Annotated in this window: 14 protein-coding genes; 5 read left to right on the forward strand and 9 right to left on the reverse strand. The window is 66.9% G+C overall.

The window, feature by feature from the left end:
* Positions 1-41 precede the first annotated feature (41 nt).
* The 5 genes from pheT to rpmI form a co-directional block, all read right to left on the reverse strand.
* Positions 42-2,477, reverse strand: coding sequence for a phenylalanine--tRNA ligase subunit beta (pheT, locus tag Q0326_RS17870; RefSeq protein ID WP_298693141.1), 2,436 nt, complete (start codon positions 2,475-2,477; stop codon positions 42-44).
* Positions 2,478-2,607: 130 nt separating this feature from the next.
* Positions 2,608-3,759, reverse strand: a complete 1,152-nt coding sequence (gene pheS, locus Q0326_RS17875; RefSeq protein ID WP_298693143.1) for a phenylalanine--tRNA ligase subunit alpha — start codon at positions 3,757-3,759, stop codon at positions 2,608-2,610.
* Between the two features lie 60 nt (positions 3,760-3,819).
* A complete protein-coding gene (locus Q0326_RS17880) occupies positions 3,820-4,128 on the reverse strand; it encodes a GIY-YIG nuclease family protein (RefSeq protein WP_298693145.1) in 309 nt (102 codons plus the stop codon).
* A 133-nt stretch (positions 4,129-4,261) separates the two neighbouring features.
* Positions 4,262-4,639 carry a 50S ribosomal protein L20 gene (gene rplT / locus Q0326_RS17885; protein ID WP_298693147.1) on the reverse strand — a complete coding sequence of 126 codons (378 nt, stop codon included), beginning with the start codon at positions 4,637-4,639 and terminating at the stop codon, positions 4,262-4,264.
* Positions 4,640-4,652: 13 nt separating this feature from the next.
* Positions 4,653-4,856, reverse strand: a complete 204-nt coding sequence (gene rpmI / locus Q0326_RS17890; RefSeq protein WP_298693148.1) for a 50S ribosomal protein L35 — start codon at positions 4,854-4,856, stop codon at positions 4,653-4,655.
* A 185-nt stretch (positions 4,857-5,041) separates the two neighbouring features.
* On the opposite strand from rpmI, the gene Q0326_RS17895 reads away from it, so the two are divergent.
* On the forward strand, positions 5,042-7,174 hold the full coding sequence (locus tag Q0326_RS17895) for an AsmA family protein (RefSeq protein WP_298693150.1): 2,133 nt from the start codon (positions 5,042-5,044) through the stop codon (positions 7,172-7,174).
* Between the two features lie 148 nt (positions 7,175-7,322).
* Here the strand turns inward: Q0326_RS17895 and Q0326_RS17900 are convergent, their stop codons facing one another.
* Positions 7,323-8,204: a LysR substrate-binding domain-containing protein gene (locus Q0326_RS17900; protein WP_298693152.1), complete on the reverse strand. Its 882-nt coding sequence runs from the start codon at positions 8,202-8,204 to the stop codon at positions 7,323-7,325.
* 304 nt (positions 8,205-8,508) lie between these two features.
* On the opposite strand from Q0326_RS17900, the gene Q0326_RS17905 reads away from it, so the two are divergent.
* Positions 8,509-10,809 (forward strand): CDC48 family AAA ATPase, encoded by a 2,301-nt coding sequence (locus Q0326_RS17905; protein WP_298693154.1) that lies wholly within the window; start codon positions 8,509-8,511, stop codon positions 10,807-10,809.
* A gap of 119 nt (positions 10,810-10,928) precedes the next feature.
* Here Q0326_RS17905 and Q0326_RS17910 read toward each other — a convergent pair whose 3' ends face one another.
* Positions 10,929-11,264 carry an antibiotic biosynthesis monooxygenase gene (locus Q0326_RS17910; RefSeq protein ID WP_298693156.1) on the reverse strand — a complete coding sequence of 112 codons (336 nt, stop codon included), beginning with the start codon at positions 11,262-11,264 and terminating at the stop codon, positions 10,929-10,931.
* A gap of 172 nt (positions 11,265-11,436) precedes the next feature.
* Here Q0326_RS17910 and Q0326_RS17915 point away from each other — a divergent pair, with 172 nt between their 5' ends.
* On the forward strand, positions 11,437-12,051 hold the full coding sequence (locus tag Q0326_RS17915) for a methyltransferase domain-containing protein (protein WP_298693158.1): 615 nt from the start codon (positions 11,437-11,439) through the stop codon (positions 12,049-12,051).
* 176 nt (positions 12,052-12,227) lie between these two features.
* Here Q0326_RS17915 and Q0326_RS17920 read toward each other — a convergent pair whose 3' ends face one another.
* Positions 12,228-13,415, reverse strand: a complete 1,188-nt coding sequence (locus Q0326_RS17920; RefSeq protein ID WP_298693160.1) for a phosphatidylserine/phosphatidylglycerophosphate/cardiolipin synthase family protein — start codon at positions 13,413-13,415, stop codon at positions 12,228-12,230.
* 141 nt (positions 13,416-13,556) lie between these two features.
* Here Q0326_RS17920 and rpoZ point away from each other — a divergent pair, with 141 nt between their 5' ends.
* Positions 13,557-13,898 carry a DNA-directed RNA polymerase subunit omega gene (gene rpoZ, locus Q0326_RS17925; protein WP_298693162.1) on the forward strand — a complete coding sequence of 114 codons (342 nt, stop codon included), beginning with the start codon at positions 13,557-13,559 and terminating at the stop codon, positions 13,896-13,898.
* 180 nt (positions 13,899-14,078) lie between these two features.
* On the opposite strand, the gene Q0326_RS17930 is transcribed toward rpoZ, so the two are convergent.
* Positions 14,079-14,585 carry a helix-turn-helix domain-containing protein gene (locus tag Q0326_RS17930; protein WP_298693164.1) on the reverse strand — a complete coding sequence of 169 codons (507 nt, stop codon included), beginning with the start codon at positions 14,583-14,585 and terminating at the stop codon, positions 14,079-14,081.
* A 91-nt stretch (positions 14,586-14,676) separates the two neighbouring features.
* Between Q0326_RS17930 and Q0326_RS17935 the strand changes: the two genes are divergently transcribed.
* A complete protein-coding gene (locus Q0326_RS17935; protein WP_298693166.1) occupies positions 14,677-16,806 on the forward strand; it encodes a bifunctional (p)ppGpp synthetase/guanosine-3',5'-bis(diphosphate) 3'-pyrophosphohydrolase in 2,130 nt (709 codons plus the stop codon).
* Positions 16,807-17,010 lie beyond the last annotated feature (204 nt).

Below are 17,010 nucleotides of genomic sequence, written 5' to 3' on the forward strand. Positions count from 1 at the left end.
CAACACGTCCTTCGACTTCGCTCAGGACGAACGGTGAGGGGTCAGCCCCGCAGCACCGCCCCGAGCTTCGCCGCCGCGGCGACCACCTTGTCGGCGATCGCCTTGAGATCGGCCTCGGCAAAGCTCTTGTCGCCGGGCTGGAGCACCACCTCGATACCGAGCGAGATCTGGCCTTCGGGCACGCCCGCGCCGGTGAACGTATCGAACAGCGAGACCTCGACGATCGCCTGCTCGTCGGCGCCCGCGATCGCGCGGGTCAGCGCGTCGGAGGCGAGCCCGGCCGGCACCAGGAAGGCGAAGTCGCGCCGCACCGCCTGCAGCGCCGCCGGCGCGTAGACGGGGCGGGCACGGCCGGAGTCGCGTTTGGCGGGGATCGCGTCGAGATAGATCTCGGCGGCGACGACCGGCCCCTCGACGTCGAGCGCCTTCAGCGTCTCGGGATGCAGTTCGCCGAAGGTGGCGAGGATCAGCTTGGGGCCGAGCCCGAGCTTTCCGGACCGCCCCGGATGCCAGGTCTCGTCGCCCGGACCGACCAGTTGCAGCCGCTCGACCGGCGCACCGGCCGCCGCCAGGATCGCGACCGCCTCGGCCTTGGCGTCATAGGCATCGGCGGGGCGCGCCTTGCCCGTGCGCCAGCCGCGACTTTCGGCTTCGCCAGCGATCAGCACGGTCAGCGTCGGGCGCTCGGCATCCGCCAGATAGCGGCGGCCGAGCTCGAACAGCCGCACCGAGCGCTCGCCGCGATCGCGGTTGCGCTGCGCGGCGCGGGCGAGGCCAGGGATCAGCGACGGGCGCATCACCTTCAGATCCTCGCTGATCGGGTTGGCGAGCACCCATGTGCCGCCACCGAAGGGGGCCGCCTCCTTCTGCGAGAGAAAACTCCACGTCACCGCCTCGGCGAAGCCGCGTGACGCGGCGGCGCGGCGGGTCTTGCGCTCGAGCCGCTGCTCGGGGGTGGCAGTCGGCCTGGCGACGCCCTCGGCGCGCGGCAGCGGGGTCGCGGGGACATGCTCGAGCCCGACGATGCGGATCACCTCCTCGACCAGATCGGCCGAGCCGTCGATGTCGCGGCGCCAGCTCGGCACGGTGACCGGCCAGGCGCCCTCGATCGTCGCGAACAGCGCGTCCGAATAGGCGTCGGGCGAGGTAATCGCGCCGATCGAGAAGCCGAGCGACAGCAGGATGCGCGCCTGGCGCTCGGCGGCGACGTGCAGCCCGCCCAGCTCGGTGACGCGACGCGGGTGATAGGCGATGATGCGCGGCGCCCGCGGCGGGTCGCCGGCGCGCGTGATCGCGGACGGCGTGCCGCCGCAATGATCAAGCACCAGCTTCGTCGCGATCGCGAGGCCGTCGTCGAGGAAGGCGGGATCGACGCCGCGCTCGAAGCGCTGGCGCGCGTCGCTGGTCAGCGCCAGCTTCTGGCCGGTTAGCGCGATATGGTCGGGATCGAAATAGGCGCACTCGATCAGCACGTCGGTGGTCGTCTCGGACACCCCCGAATGCGCGCCGCCCATGATCCCGGCGATGTCGTGGACCTGCAAATCGTCGGCGATCACCGTCATCGAGGCGTCGAGCGTGTAGGTCTTGCCGTTGAGTGCTGTAACCGCCTCGCCTTGGGTGGCGCGGCGCGCGACGAGCGAGCCAGACAGCTTGGCGCGATCATAGACGTGCAGCGGTCGCCCGAGATCCATCGAGACGAAATTGGTGATGTCGACCAGCAGCGAGATCGGTTTTTGGCCGATCGCCTTGAGCTTGGTCGTCATCCACGCGGGCGATACGCCGTTGGTCACCCCCGACACGGCTTGGGCGAAGAAAGCGGGGCAACCCTCGGCGTCGTCCGTCCGCACGTCCGGGGCCGGCCCGTCGCCCGCGATCGGCGCGAGCGACTCCATCCGATAGACCTGCGCGAGCGGCTTGAGCGTGCCCAGCCCGAAGGCGGCGAGATCGCGCGCGATCCCGCGCACGCCCATGCAATCCTGGCGATTGGGGGTGATCGCGACGTCGAACATCGGATCGTCGAGCCCGGCATAGTCGGCATAAGGCGTGCCGACCGGGGCGTCTTCGGGCAGCTCGACGATGCCGTCATGATCCTCGCCAAGCTCGAGCTCGCGGAACGAGCACATCATCCCGTTCGACTCGACCCCGCGGATCGCCGCGACCTTGAGCGTCATCCCCGAGCCGGGGACATAGGCGCCGGGCGGGCCGAAGATGCCGACAAGGCCCGCGCGCGCATTGGGGGCGCCGCAGACCACCTGCATCGGCCCGTTGCCGGCATCGACCGACAGTATCTGCAGCTTGTCCGCCTGCGGATGCGGGGCGGCAGCGAGCACCTTGGCGATCACAAACGGCTTGAGAGCGTCGGCGGGGTTGGAGACGTCCTCGACCTCGAGCCCGACGCGAGTCAACGCGTCCGCGACCGTCGCGGCGTCCGCCGTCGTGTCGAGATGCTCTTTGAGCCAGCTCAGCGTGAACTTCACAGCGGCATCCTCGCGATAATAAGTCTCCGTTCGTCCTGAGCGAAGTCGAAGGACATGCTACCGAGCGCTACGCGTGAGGCATGTGCTTCGACTTCGCTCAGCACGAACGGTGTAGGGGGAAGCCCTGCGATCATGCGCCGATCCCCCCGCTCAGCGTAGGGATGTCGAGCGCGGCGAAGCCATAATGGCGCAGCCAGCGCAGGTCGCCGTCGAAGAAGGCGCGCAGATCGTCGATGCCATATTTGAGCATCGCCAGCCGGTCGATCCCGCAGCCGAAGGCGAAGCCCTGCCATACCTCCGGATCGAGCCCGCAGGCGGCGATCACCTTGGGGTGGACCATGCCGCTGCCCAAAATCTCCATCCAGCCGTCCGGCGCCGTCCCGCCGATCACGCGCTTGCCCTTGATGAGCGTGTAGCCGACGTCGATCTCGACCGAAGGCTCTGTGAAGGGGAAATAGCTCGGGCGTTGGCGCAGCACGATGTCGTCGCGCTCGAAAAAGGCTTTGACGAAGGTCTCGAGCGTCCACTTGAGGTGGCCGAGGGTGATCCCCTTGTCGATCACCAGCCCCTCGACCTGGTGGAACATCGGCGTGTGCGTCGCGTCGCTGTCCGAACGGTAGGTGCGGCCGGGCGCGATGATGCGGATCGGCGGGGGCGTCGTCACCATCGTGCGGATCTGGACGGGTGAGGTGTGCGTCCTGAGCAGCATCCGCTTCGCGCGACCCGCGCCGCCGGCCAAGCCGGCGCTGTCGGACGACGGGTTTTGCCCGTCGCCGGCCGTTTTCGCCTGCGCCTCGAAGTAAAAAGTGTCGTGCATCGCGCGCGCGGGGTGCGCGTCGGGGATGTTGAGCGCGGTGAAATTGTGCCAGTCGTCCTCGATCTCGGGGCCGGTCGCGACCGCGAAGCCGAGATCGGCGAAGATCTCGGCGAGCTCATCCATCACCTGGCTGACCGGATGCACCGAGCCGCCGCTCATACCGCCCGCCGGCAGCGACATGTCGAGCGTCTCGGTCGCCAGCCGCGCGTCGAGCCCGGCGCGCTCCATCATCGCCTTGCGGTCGCCGATCGCCTCGGTGACCGCGGTGCGCAGCGCCTGGATGCGCGGGCCCTGGAGCTGGCGCTCGTCGGGCGACATGCCGCCCAGCGTCTTGAGCAGCCCGGTCACCACACCCTGCTTGCCCAACGCATGCACACGGCATTGCTCGAGCCCCTCGAGCCCGGGCGCGCCCGCGATCGCGGCGAGCAGGTCGGCCTGCAACTGGTCGATGTCGGTTTGGCTCATCGCATCATCCACTTAATCGTCATTCCCGCGGACGCGGGGATCCATACGCACGGCGCCCGATTACGACGGACCGAAGCCCAACCCGATCGCAAGATCGCTCCAATCGGGATTGCCCTGCTCGATCAGCCCAATCTTCCACGCACGCCGCCATTTCTTAAGCTGCTTCTCGCGAGCGATCGCAGTCGGCATGTCATCGGCCATTTCGAAATAGACGAGGCGCGTGACGCCGTAGCGGCTGGTAAAGCCTTCGATCAAGCCTTCACGATGCTGGTGAAGGCGTCCGGCGAGATCGGAGGTGACGCCGATGTAGAGCGTGCCATGCTTGCCGCTGGCTAGGATGTACAGGCAAGGCTGGCGTTCACGCGGCATCGCGGCGTTTTACCAGCAGGCGCCGCGTTTATGGATTCCCGCCTTCGCGGGAATGACGGGGTGGGTCGCACATATGGAAAGGGCGCGGCAGCTTCCGCCACCACGCCCCTTCTCAACCCTCAGCGTATTGGCTTCACGCCGCGACGCGCGCACCCTCGGGGAGCGCGGCCTTGGCCTGCGCGATGATCGTCGAGAACACCGCAACCTCGTGCATCGCGAGGTCGGCCAGCACCTTGCGGTCGAGTTCGACGCCGGCGAGCTTGAGGCCGTGCATGAACACGCCGTAGGTCAGGCCCTCGGCGCGGACCGCCGCGTTGATGCGCTGGATCCAGAGCGCACGGAACGAGCGCTTCTTAACCTTGCGATCGCGATAGGCGTACTGGCCGGCCTTCTCGACGGCTTGCCGTGCGATACGGATCGTATTCTTGCGACGGCCATAATAGCCCTTCGCCTGATCGAGGATCCTGCTGTGCTTTGCGCGCGTGGTTACGCCGCGCTTTACGCGTGCCATCTATCCGTCCTCCTCAGCTGAGACCGTAGGGTGCCCAGAGCTTCACCCGGGGCGTATCCGCCTCGGAGAGAACGCTGGTGCCGCGGTTGGTGCGGATATACTTGCTGTTGTGGCTCATCAGGCGGTGGCGCTTGCCGGCGACACCATGCTTGATCTTGCCCGTCGCGGTCAGCGAGAATCGCTTCTTGACGCCGCTCTTGGTCTTCAGCTTGGGCATTTTCGACTCCTTCAACAGGGTGGACCCGGATCGGTCCGTCGATTGCAGACGCGCCACGGCAGCCCACACTGGCCGGGCGATCCCTCGATCGAAGCGCGGGCCTATAGGGGCAATGCCCCGCGCGTGCAACCACCGGCGCGACTCCGTCGCGGAACCGCGTCGTTTCGCGTCCGTTCAACGCCTTCGTGGCTACCACCCTGACCCCGCACACCGGCACGCCGGCATCCCGACCTCCCGTGCCGCCGCGTGCGCGCAGCCGATGGGACGCGCCGCTCGGCATCGGACTATCGATCATCGCCTGCCTGATCGGGCTGATCATTCTTGCCTGGGCGATCCTGTTCGTCACCAAGGGCCGCTTCCTCAAGCATCGCTTCGAGAGCATCGCGAGCAGCCTGTCGCAGCGCCAGGTGCGCGTGGCCGGCGACTTCCAGCTCTATTTCGATCCGGTCAACGTCAAGTTCGTGGCGGACGGAATGACCGTCTCCAACCCGGACTGGGCGTCGAAGCCGAACTTCTTCGCCGCCGACCATATCGACGCGCGCATCTCGACGATCCGCGCGATCTTCGGCCATTATCATGCGCGGTGGCTGCATCTCGACAATGGCGCGGTCGACATGGAGTGGGACAAGAGCCGCACGCACAACAGCTGGACGTTCGGCGACCCCAATAAGAAGGGCAAGCCCTTCCAGATGCCGGTGATCGAGCATGCCGCGGTGACCGGCACGACGCTGCGCTACCGCGACCCGAAAATGCAGATCGCGACCGACCAGAGCTTCGGCAATGTCGACTCGACCGGCACGCACATCGACGATGCGATCAGCTTCAAGGGCGACGGCGACTATCAGGGCCACGCCTTCACCAACCAGGGCAAGCTGCTCTCGCCCAACACCACGGTGACGCTCGGACGCACACAGATCGAGCTCCATGCCGATACCGGCAAGACGCATCTCGATCTCAACGGCAATATGCCGACGCTGACCACCATCGACGGCGCCACCGCCGATCTTGCGGTGCGCGGCCCCGATGCCCGGTTGCTGTTCGATCTGATGCACGTCGCCATCCCCGACACCCGCGCCTATCACTTCAAATCGCATCTCGAAAAGGTCGACGGCGACTATCGCTTCACCAAGCTGTCGGGTGCGTTCGGCGATAGTGATCTCGCCGGCAGCATGACGATCTCGCTGCCCAACGACCGCCTCAAGCTCGATGCCGACATCGCGTCGCACAAGCTCGACATCATCGATATCGGGCCGTTCATCGGCTATGACCCGAATACGCTAGCAACCAAGGGCGCGACCGCCGCAGCGACCACGCAGAGCAAGACCGACCATCCGCGCATCCTCCCCGACGCGCCGCTACGCGTCGATTCGATGAAGATGTTCGACGCACATGTCACCTACAAGGTCGACACGATCCGCGCCCCGCACGTCCCCGTCTCCAACGTCGCGCTGACGCTCGACCTCGACCACAATATGCTCAAGCTGTCGCCGCTGACGATGGACATCGCGGGCACCGGGCATCTGGCCGCCGACATCGGGCTGAACGCGCGCGTGCCCGCGGTCTACACGACCTACGACATCCGCCTGTCGCCGACTCCGCTGGGCAGGCTGATGTCCGGCTTCGGGCTCAAGGATTCGGGCACGACGGGTACGATCAAGGCGCGGATCAATATGTCCGGCACCGGCGATTCGGTGCGCAAGTCGCTCGCCACCTCGAACGGCCGCATCGCGATCGTGCTGCCCGCGGGCACCTTCTGGACGAGCTATGCGCAGCTGTCCGAATTCGACGTCGGCGTGTTCCTGCAGAAGCTGTTGCAGAAGCAGCTCAAGAGCCCGATCCGGATCAACTGCGGGCTGATCGCCTTCACCGTCAAGAACGGCGTCGCCGCGGCCGATCCGATCCTGATCGACACCGACAAGAACCTGATGGCCGCCAAGGGCGGGTTCAGTTTCGTCGACGAGTCGATGAACATCCAGTTCCGCGCCGACGGCAAGAAGTTTTCGGCCTTCTCGGGCCAGTCGCCCGTCGGTATCGGCGGCTATTTCTCGGCGCCAGCGCTGCACATCGTCAGCCCGCAGCTGGTCGAGCGGGTCGGCGCCGCGGTGGCGCTGGGCGTGGTCGCGACGCCGGTCGCCTCGATCCTGGCCTTCGTCGATCCGGGTGATGCCAAGACCGCAGCCTGTGGCCCGGTGCTGGCCGCCGCGCCCGCCTCCGCCCAGCATTCGGACAAGGGCAAGCCAATCTCGCTGCTCGGCACCAAGGGCACCAACGACCAACAGGCCGCCAAGCCGAAGAAGAAGTTTCTTGGGATCTTCTGAGGGCGCGGCAACCGGACGGGGACGACGGTGCTGTGATTCACATCCGTTCGCCCTGAGCCTGTCGACGTGCGTGCTTCACGCGGGGGACGCGTGTGGCACGTCCTTCGACAGGATCAGGACGAACGGAACGGCAGCCTATACCCGTTGCCTACTCCTCGATGCCCTCGACCAGCCAGTCGTGGAACAGGCGCACGGCGCGGCGCGACAACGCAGGTTTGCGGCACACGAACCAGTAGCTCAGATGGCTCTCGACTTCATTGTCGAACAGGCTGACCAGCCGCGGATCGTTGGCGCCATCATAGTGGAAATCGAGCATCATCGCGACGCCGAGCCCTTCGGCTGCCGATTCGAGCATGAGTTGGCCCGAATCGAACAGGTCGATCGCGCGCGGCTCGAGATCGGGCATGTCGAGCGCCTCGCGCCAGAGCGTGAAATTCTCGGGCATATCGCGGTGCAGCATGACCGTTGCGCGCGCAAGGTCGGCAGGCTCGCGCAGGGCATCGGGACCTTCGAGCATCGCGCGATTACCGATCATCACGACGCGGTTGCGCCCAAGGCGCCGGCCGTAGAGGGGCGGATCGATCTCGCGCGCCAGCACGATCGCGGCATCGAGCCCTTCGCCGAGCCGCGCGATCGCATGCGCCGCCGTATCGACGTCGATGTGCAGATTGGGATGTTGCGCACGCAGGCTGGGCAGGCGGTGGATCAACTGGCGCGACGCGTAAAGCGGGAGCACACCGAGCCGCAGCCGCATTATGTCGGCTTCGCCCGTCACCTGCTCGATCGCCTCGCTGAGCGCATCGAGCGCGGGCGACATCCGGGCGAGCAACTGCTCGCCGTCGCCGTTGAGCAGCATCGCCTGGTGCCGCCGCGCGAACAGCGGACGCCCGACGAAGCGCTCGAGCGCCTGGACGCGCCGGCTCAGCGCAGGCGACGACAGCGACAATTCCTCGGCAGCGGCCTTGACCGACCCCAGACGGGCGACCTGCACGAAGGCCTCGACAGCGGTGAGCGGTGGCAAGCGTCGCATCGACAGCCCTCCTAGCGGCGACCCAATAAAATTGTGCATTGCACATATTCGATGCAGGCGCGCGACTCCGATTACGCGCCAGCCCGTGGTCATTCCCAATGTGGCATGACATGCAGATTTTGCAACCGCGAGAATTCCGTTCGCACTTGCACAATAGTCGATTCAGGGTCAGAACGATCCTGCCTTTCAGGCATCCTCTCCTAAAACTTCAGGCCGTCCTCCGGGGCGGCCTTTTTTTATGCGCTCTGGCCCTCGCAGGCCGCTGACACGTTGCCTATCTCACGCACCCCTTACGGAGCGCATGATGGCCGACCTCGACTTGCCCGCCGATACGCGCACCCACAAATTGCAGGTCGCCAATGCGCGACCCGACGACAGCGGCCACGGGCTTGCGCGCCTGCCGCGCAGCGCCATGCAGGCGCTCGGCGTCACCGAGGGCGACGTCGTGGAGATCGTCGGCAAGCGCTCGACCCCTGCCCGCGCCGTATTGCCCTATGCCGAGGACGAGGGGCTGGATCTGCTCCGCCTCGACGGCCTCCAGCGCGCCAACGCCGGCGTCGGCTCGGGCGATTTCGTCGAGGTGCGCAAGGCCGAGAGCAAGCCTGCGCAGCGCCTCGTGTTTGCGCCCGCGCAGCAGAATCTGCGGCTCCAAGGCTCGGGCGCCGCGCTCAAGCGCAGCTTCCAGATGAAGCCGGTGACCTCGGGTGACGTTGTCTCGACCACCGGCCAGCAGCGCGTGACGCAGGAGGACCTGCCCCAGCAGCTGCGCCAAATGCTCAACCGCCCCGCTTATTCGTTGCAGGAGGTGCGACTGGTCGTCGTCTCGACGACGCCCAAGGGCATCGTCCACATCGACCAGACGACCGAGGTCGAGTTGCGCGCCGAATATGAGGAGCCCAAGGAGGCGCGCCGCGCCGACGTCACCTATGACGATCTCGGCGGCCTCGGCGACACGATCGACCAGATCCGCGAGATGGTCGAACTCCCCCTGCGCTACCCCGAATTGTTCGAGCGGCTCGGCGTCGAGCCGCCCAAGGGGGTATTGCTCCACGGCCCGCCCGGCACCGGCAAGACGCGGCTCGCGCGCGCCGTCGCCAACGAGAGCGACGCCGAATTCTTCCATATCGCCGGCCCCGAGATCATGGGCTCGGCCTATGGCGAATCGGAGAAGCGGCTGCGCGAGATCTTCGAGGCGGCGACCAAGGCCGCGCCGTCGATCGTGTTCATCGACGAGATCGATTCGATCGCGCCCAAGCGCGGCCAGGTCACCGGCGAGGCCGAGAAGCGCCTGACCGCGCAGCTGCTGACGCTGATGGACGGGCTCGAGAAGCGCGCCAACGTCGTCGTCATCGCCGCGACCAACCGCCCCGAGGCGCTCGACGAGGCACTGCGCCGCCCCGGCCGCTTCGATCGCGAGATCGTGATCGGCGTGCCCGACGAGCGCGGTCGCCGCGAGGTGCTCGGCATCCACACGCGCGGCATGCCGCTCGGCGACAAGGTCGATCTCAAGGAGCTCGCCAAGACCACCTACGGGTTCGTCGGCGCCGATCTCGCCGCGCTCTGCCGCGAGGCGGCGATCGAGGCGGTGCGTGGGATCATGCCGCGGCTCAATCTCGAGGAGCGCACCATCCCGCCCGAAGTGCTCGACGAGCTATGCGTGACGCGCGAGAATTTCCTCGATGCGCTGAAGCGAGTCCAGCCCTCGGCGATGCGCGAGGTGATGGTCCAGGCGCCCAATGTCGGCTGGGACGACGTCGGCGGCCTCGACGACGCCCGCGAGAAATTGCGCGAGGGCGTCGAGCTGCCGCTGAAAAGTCCCGACGCGTTTCGGCGGATGGGTATCCGCCCCGCCAAGGGGTTCCTGCTCTACGGGCCGCCGGGGACGGGCAAGACGCTGCTTGCCAAGGCGGTCGCGCGCGAGGCGGAGGCCAATTTCATCGCCACCAAGTCGAGCGATCTTCTCTCCAAATGGTATGGCGAGAGCGAGCAGCAGATCGCGCGCCTGTTCGCTCGCGCGCGTCAGGTTGCGCCGACCGTCATCTTCATCGACGAGCTCGACAGCCTCGTGCCAGCGCGTGGCGGCGGCATGGGGGGCGAGCCGGCGGTGACGGAGCGCGTCGTCAACACCATCCTCTCGGAGATGGACGGGCTCGAGGAGCTGCAGTCGGTGGTCGTGATCGGGGCGACCAACCGCCCCAATCTGGTCGACCCCGCGCTGTTGCGGCCGGGCCGCTTCGACGAACTTATCTATGTCTCGGTCCCGGACGAGGCGGGACGGCGACGGATTCTCGGAATCCATGTCGCGCGGATGCCGCTGGCGGATGACGTCGATCTCGATTCGCTCGCCCGGCGGACCGATCGCTTCACCGGCGCCGATCTCGAGGATCTGACACGGCGTGCCGGTCTCCATGCACTGCGCGCCTCGATCGACACGCCGACGGTGTCGATGGCGTGCTTCGAAAGCGCGCTCAAGGACACGCGCGCGTCGGTGACCCCCGAAATGGAGGAGGAATATGAGAAGATCGCCGCAACCCTGAAGCAGGACGCCATGGCGTTGCAGCCGATCGGCTTCGGATCGCCCGGGCAATTCGGGTCCAGGGACTGAAGGCGCCTTCGCTCGTCTTCGTCATCCCGGACCCGATCCGGGATCCATACGCGCAACGCCCGACGATCGAACGCAGCGTTCATGGGATCCCGCCTGCGCGGGAATGACGGTAGGTAGGGCTACGAAGCGTCTTCGGGCCGTGTCCACGCATACGCCCGGTCGACCGTGGTCACGATCACCCGATACCAGTCGTACCACACCGCCCGCCCCTTCTCGCGAATGCGCGCGTGCTCGGGATCGTCGCGCCAGGCAAGCGCGGCGGCCTCGTCGCGCCACCAGCTGAGCGTGATCCCGACACCGTCGCCGCCGCGCGCCGAATCGAGGCCGAGGTAACCGTCGCGCGCCGCCGCAGCGATCTCCATCGCGGCCGCCGCCCGCGCATAGCCCTCGTCGTCGGCGCCGGTGCGGCCGGACAGGAAGATCACCGCGATCGCGCCGGGTGGGGGAATCGTCATGCCGACCGGATAGACCGGACGCCGCACGCGACAAAGCGGCGAAGCGTGCGTCGCCGCCGCTTGCCGAGCGGGCACCATCGCCCCATAGGCGCGTTGATCGCGAACAGCGCTTGCCTTCACGCCGCGGGCTTGCCAACGCTGGCGGATGGGCGATGCCCCGGGTGGAGACGACATGACCGGTTTTTCCGCGGAACGGACCGCAGACCTCAAGCGCGGCAAGCAGGCCCCGGGCCCGCTGACGATGTTCTTTCGCGGCTTTCTGAAGCATCCCGTGATGGTCGGCTCGATCATCCCGTCGTCGAAGACGCTGATCAAGCGGATGCTGGCGCCGGTGGACTGGGCGAACACCAAGCTGATCGTCGAATATGGCCCCGGCGTCGGCACCTTCACGCGCCCGATCCTCGACCGACTGGCGCCCGACGCGACGCTGGTCGCGATCGATACCAACCCCGATTTCTGCGACTATCTCAAGCGCACGATCAGCGATTCGCGGTTGCAGATCGTCAACGGATCGGCTGCCGACGTCCGCCAGATCGTTGCCGATCTGGGCTTCGACCATGCCGACTACGCGATCTCCGGCCTCCCCTTCTCGACGCTGCCCGCCGGCGTCGGCCCCGAGATCGCCCAGGCGACCCAGGCCGTGCTCAAGCCCGGCGGCGCCTTCCTGGTGTATCAGTTCCGCCCGAGCGTGCGCGATATCATCGAACCCTATTTCGACCGCGTCGACCATGCCTTCGAGCCGATCAACGTGCCGCCCGCGCAGCTGTGGTGGTTCCGCAAGGATTGAGCCGCGGGAAGCATAGGGCTGGCCATGCCGCCCCTCTGATCGTCATCCCGGCGAAAGCCGGGACCCATAGACGGCAAAGCGCTCGGCAACGGAACGCTACGCTGGCCTCATAGCAAATCGTATCCATGGGTCCCGGCTTTCGCCGGGACGACGGGGAAAGCGGTGGCGCTCGCGCATCAGATCTCCGCGCCGATCCGACCGAAATTGACCCGGCGGGTCACCGAATAGTCGACCGCCGAGACGACGAAATAGGCAATCGCCCATTTGAACCGCGTCCAGATGTTGGAGCGGCGCCGGATCAGCTCCTCGCTGGCCTCGCGCGCGTCGCCGCATTCGGCCTGGGCATAGGTCCGCAGCCGCGCCGCGACGCCGGCATCGTCGATCCGCAGCATGATCTCGCAATTGATGTAGAGGCTGCGCATGTCGCAATTGGCCGAGCCGACATAGGCGACGTCGTCGACGACGAAGAGCTTGGTATGCAGCTTGGTCGGCTGATATTCCCAGATCCGCGCGCGCCGGCGCAGCAGCCGCACATAGCAGTTGCGCGCCGCCGCGATCGTCATCGTGTTGTCGGACTTGGACGCGGTCATGATCCGCACCGTGCCGCGTCGCGCCAGCCGCCCGATGCGGCGGAGCATGCCCGGATTGGGCGCGAAATAGGCGGCGATCATGTCGAGCCGCTTCCCCGTCGCGATGTCGCGGCGAAGTGCCCGCGCCCACGGACTGAGGCGCTTGGTCGGCCCGCCGAACAGCCAGCGCAGCGCACCCTCGCGCTGGCTCCAGTCGTTGAGGCCGCGGGTCATCGTGCGCATCTTGGCCTTGGGATCGCGCGCCCAGTCGGCGATCATGTCGAAATAGCCGGTAAGGTGATCCGCCGCCGGCCCGTCGAGCAGCAGGCCGAGATCGCGCCAGCCTTGATCGTCCACCGAGGCGAAATAGCTGTCGTCGATGTTGAACCCGCCGATCAGGACGCGCCGGCCATCGGCGAGTGCCAGCTTCTGATGGTTGCGCAGCAGATAACGCCGCCCGAAGCGGGCCAGGAAGCGGCATACCGACCCACCTGCTGCGCGCAGCGGATCGAAGAAGCCGGTAGGCGTGTCGTCGCTGCCGAAGCCATCGATGAGCAGCGCGACCGTCACGCCGCGTTCGCACGCCGCGACCAGCGCATCGCGGACCTGGGTGCCGACCGCATCGGCACTGTAGATATAATAGAGCAGCCGGAGTTCGTGCGCGGCCCCGTCGATCAGCGCGAGCAGTGCGTCGCGGCGCGCATCGCCCTCTAACAGCAAGGTCAGCTCGTTGCCGTCGACGGCGTAGTGGTTCGACTCCGCTGCAAAGGCGCCGGTCTGCGTCGTCGTGGTCACCGTCATCCGCCCCGTTGGCGGCAAGCGCGTGACGATTGCAAGCGCCGCGCCCGCCGCGGGCGGCTCGATTGACACAATGCCGCTCAGTCGCTAGGCGGACGGACTAATCGGACATTCCCGTTTGCAACATACGGAGCCTCCATGGCGCGCGTAACCGTCGAAGATTGTGTCGACAAGATCCCCAACCGCTTCGATCTGGTGCTGCTCGCGGCGCACCGTGCGCGGCAGATTTCGGGCGGCGCCGAGCTCACCATCGACCGCGACCGCGACAAGAACCCGGTCGTCGCGCTCCGCGAGATCGCCGACGAGACCGTGCTCCCCGCCAATCTTTCCGAGTCCGCGATCGGCGGCTTGCAGCGCGTGCGGATCGACGAGGACGATGCAGTCGACGAGATGGGCTCGCTGGCGCAGTCGGCCGAGGCGCTGCGCCTTACCGCTGCCGCCCCCGCGCGCAACCAGAATGTCGGGCCGGATTACGAATAACGGGTCAGGCGGGCGTCGCAACCCGCCCGACTACAAAGCCGTTCGTCCTGAGTAGGGACTGAGCTTGTCGAAGTCCCGTATCGAAGGACCGTTTCGCGAAGCCACCGCCCTTCGATACGCCATTTCGACTTCGCTCAATGGCTACTCAGGACGAACGGTGTTTCATCCTGAGCTGTGTCGCTAGCCGGCGGCCGCGCGACCGTCGGCGCTATGCTTGGATAGATCGTGCTCATCCTGCTCGATCACGATCCAGCGCATGTCGTTCATCTCGAGCTTGCGCCCGTCCGCGGCACGCACCGCGACCTCGCCGATCGGCAGCCCGTCGCGCCGGTCGACCAGCCGCGTGTTGCAGGGCATGCCCGCAGACGCCCAGCGCTCGCCCCATTGCCGGAGCGCCACCACCGCGGGCAGCAGCGCCGCCCCCTTGTCGGTCAGCCGATATTCGACCTTGCGGCGATCGTCCGCGCAGGGCAGCCGCTGCATCAGCCCATTCTCGACCAGCCGCGACAGGCGGTTGGCAAGAATGTTGCGGGCGATGCCGAGCGCGCCCTGGAATTGCTCGAAATGGCCGAGGCCATTGAACGCACCGCGCAGGATCAGGAACGACCAGCGTTCCCCGACCACCTCCAAGGCGGCAGTCAGGCTGCATCCCGTCAGGACGCGCCGGATCGTGTCTTCGTCCTCCAAGGCCTTCTCCTTGGACCATAGATAGGGTGGCGCACGCAAAAACCCAAATCCTGCGGTTGCGCAGGCGGCGGCGAGGCCACATCATGGTGTAGTGCTCAGACAATATGAACTCGTAGAGCGGGTCCGCCGTTACGACCCCGACGCCGATGAGGCGCTGATCAACCGCGCCTATGTCTTTTCGATGCAGGCGCATGGTTCTCAGAAGCGCGCCTCGGGCGATCCCTATTTCAGCCACCCGATCGAGGTGGCCGGCATCCTGACCGATCTCCACCTCGACGACGAGACGATCGCGACCGCGATCCTCCACGACACGATCGAGGACACGGTCGCCACCTATGACGAGATCGAGCGATTGTTCGGGCCGAACGTGGCGCGGATGGTCGACGGCGTCACCAAGCTCTCGAAAATCGAGGCGCAATCGGAGAACGAACGCGCCGCCGAGAATCTGCGCAAATTTCTGCTCGCAATGTCCGACGACATCCGCGTGCTGCTGGTCAAGCTCGCCGACCGGCTGCACAATATGCGGACGCTCCACCACATCCCCAACGAGGCCAAGCGCCGCCGCATCGCGCGCGAGACGATGGAGATCTACGCGCCGCTCGCCGAACGCGTCGGCATGTACGAGTTCATGAAGGAGATGCAGACGCTCGCCTTCCAGAATCTCGAGCCCGAAGCCTATGAATCGATCACCAAGCGGCTCGCGCAGCTCAAGGAAGGCGGCGGCGACCGCATCGCGCGGATCGCCTCGGGCGTGACGCTGATGCTCGGCCGCCACGGCATCCAAGCCGAGGTCTCGGGCCGCGAGAAACATCCCTACTCGATCTGGCGCAAGATGACCGAGCGCCACATCAGCTTTGAGCAGCTTTCCGACGTGATGGCGTTCCGCGTCGTCGTCGCCGACACCGAGCAATGCTATCGCGCGCTCGGCCTTATCCATGAGCGTTGGCCAATGGTGCCGGGGCGCTTCAAGGACTATGTCTCGACCCCCAAGCGCAACGGCTATCGCTCGCTGCACACCTCGGTGATCCACAATGAGAAGGTGCGGATCGAGATCCAGATCCGCTCCGAGGCGATGCACGCGCAGGCCGAATATGGCTATGCCGCGCACTGGGCCTATAAGCAGGGTACCGCGGCCGACATCGGCGGCACCAAGGTCAGCTGGATCCGCGACCTCGTCGAGATCCTCGACCATGCTGAGAGCCCCGAGGAGCTGCTCGAGCACACCCGCATGGCGATGTACCAGGACCGGATCTTCGCCTTCACCCCCAATGGCGAGCTGATCCAGCTGCCCAAGGGCTCGACCCCGATCGACTTCGCCTATGCCCTGCACACCGATCTCGGCAACCAGGCGGTCGGCGCCAAGATCAACGGCCGGCTGGTCCCCTTGCGCACCCCCATACAGAATGGCGACCAAGTCCAGGTGCTCAAGTCGGCGGCGCAGACGCCGCAGCCCGAATGGCTCAACTTCGTCGTCACCGGCAAGGCGCGTGCGCAGCTCAGGCGCTTCGTGCGCAACAAGGAGCGCGAGGAGATGATCGCGCTCGGGCGCAAATTCTACGACGAGATCGTCTCGCGCCTTCCCGCCCCGCTCGCCCCCAATGCGATGGCCGATGCACTGCGCCGGCTCCACCTTACCGACGAGAATGCGATGATGGAGGCGATCGCCAGGCGGACGATCGACGACACCGCGGTCGCCGAGGCGCTGATGCCGGGCGTCGAGGCGGCGGCGAGCACGCGCCCGATCCCGCACCGCGACGCGGTTTCGATCCGCGGGCTGACGCCGGGCGTCGCCTTCCAGCTCGCCGACTGCTGCCACCCGGTGCCGGGCGACCGCATCGTCGGGCTGCGCCGGCCCGACACGCCGGTCGAGGTCCATGCGATCGACTGCGAGACGCTGGCGAGCGGCCCCGAGGATGCCGACTGGGTCGATCTCGCCTGGGGCGACAAGTCGGACGGCGGCTCGGCGCGGCTGTCGGTGATCCTGCGCAACGAGCCGGGCGCGCTCGGCGCGATGGCGGGCATTTTGGGCGCGCACGCGGCCAACATCCTCAACCTGCGGCTGGTCCACCGCGACGGCAGTTTCCACACCTTCGTGGTCGATCTCGAGGTGCACGACGTCGGCCATCTGATGCGCATTCTGGCGGCGCTGCGCGCGGCGGACGCGATTTCCCAGGCGGAACGGGTCCGGCTCGGCGACGAGGAGCGCGGCGAGGCGGCGTAGCGACGCCCGCTCTCACCCTCCAACCGTCATCCCGGCGAAAGCCGGGACCCATAGACGACGGAGCGCTTGCTCAGATCGTCGAGGCAGCGAGCATGATCGTCGAGCGTTGCGCGGTTCAGCAACCGTGCCGAAGCTATGGATCCCGGCGTTCGCCGGGACGACGGGAAAGGCTGGCGTCAGCCATCGACGGCGACGCGAAGCCCG

Origin of the sequence: uncultured Sphingomonas sp., assembly GCF_937859915.1 — a bacterium.
Taxonomy (GTDB): domain Bacteria; phylum Pseudomonadota; class Alphaproteobacteria; order Sphingomonadales; family Sphingomonadaceae; genus Solisphingomonas.

Coding starts and splice junctions, on each gene's coding strand:
- pheS (WP_298693143.1), bottom strand. CDS start 3,759: ATGAGCCAAACCGACATCGACCAGTTGCAGGCCGACCTGCTCGCCGCG.
- Q0326_RS17880 (WP_298693145.1), bottom strand. CDS start 4,128: ATGCCGCGTGAACGCCAGCCTTGCCTGTACATCCTAGCCAGCGGCAAG.
- rplT (WP_298693147.1), bottom strand. CDS start 4,639: ATGGCACGCGTAAAGCGCGGCGTAACCACGCGCGCAAAGCACAGCAGG.
- rpmI (WP_298693148.1), bottom strand. CDS start 4,856: ATGCCCAAGCTGAAGACCAAGAGCGGCGTCAAGAAGCGATTCTCGCTG.
- Q0326_RS17900 (WP_298693152.1), bottom strand. CDS start 8,204: ATGCGACGCTTGCCACCGCTCACCGCTGTCGAGGCCTTCGTGCAGGTC.
- Q0326_RS17905 (WP_298693154.1), top strand. CDS start 8,509: ATGGCCGACCTCGACTTGCCCGCCGATACGCGCACCCACAAATTGCAG.
- Q0326_RS17910 (WP_298693156.1), bottom strand. CDS start 11,264: ATGACGATTCCCCCACCCGGCGCGATCGCGGTGATCTTCCTGTCCGGC.
- Q0326_RS17915 (WP_298693158.1), top strand. CDS start 11,437: ATGACCGGTTTTTCCGCGGAACGGACCGCAGACCTCAAGCGCGGCAAG.
- rpoZ (WP_298693162.1), top strand. CDS start 13,557: ATGGCGCGCGTAACCGTCGAAGATTGTGTCGACAAGATCCCCAACCGC.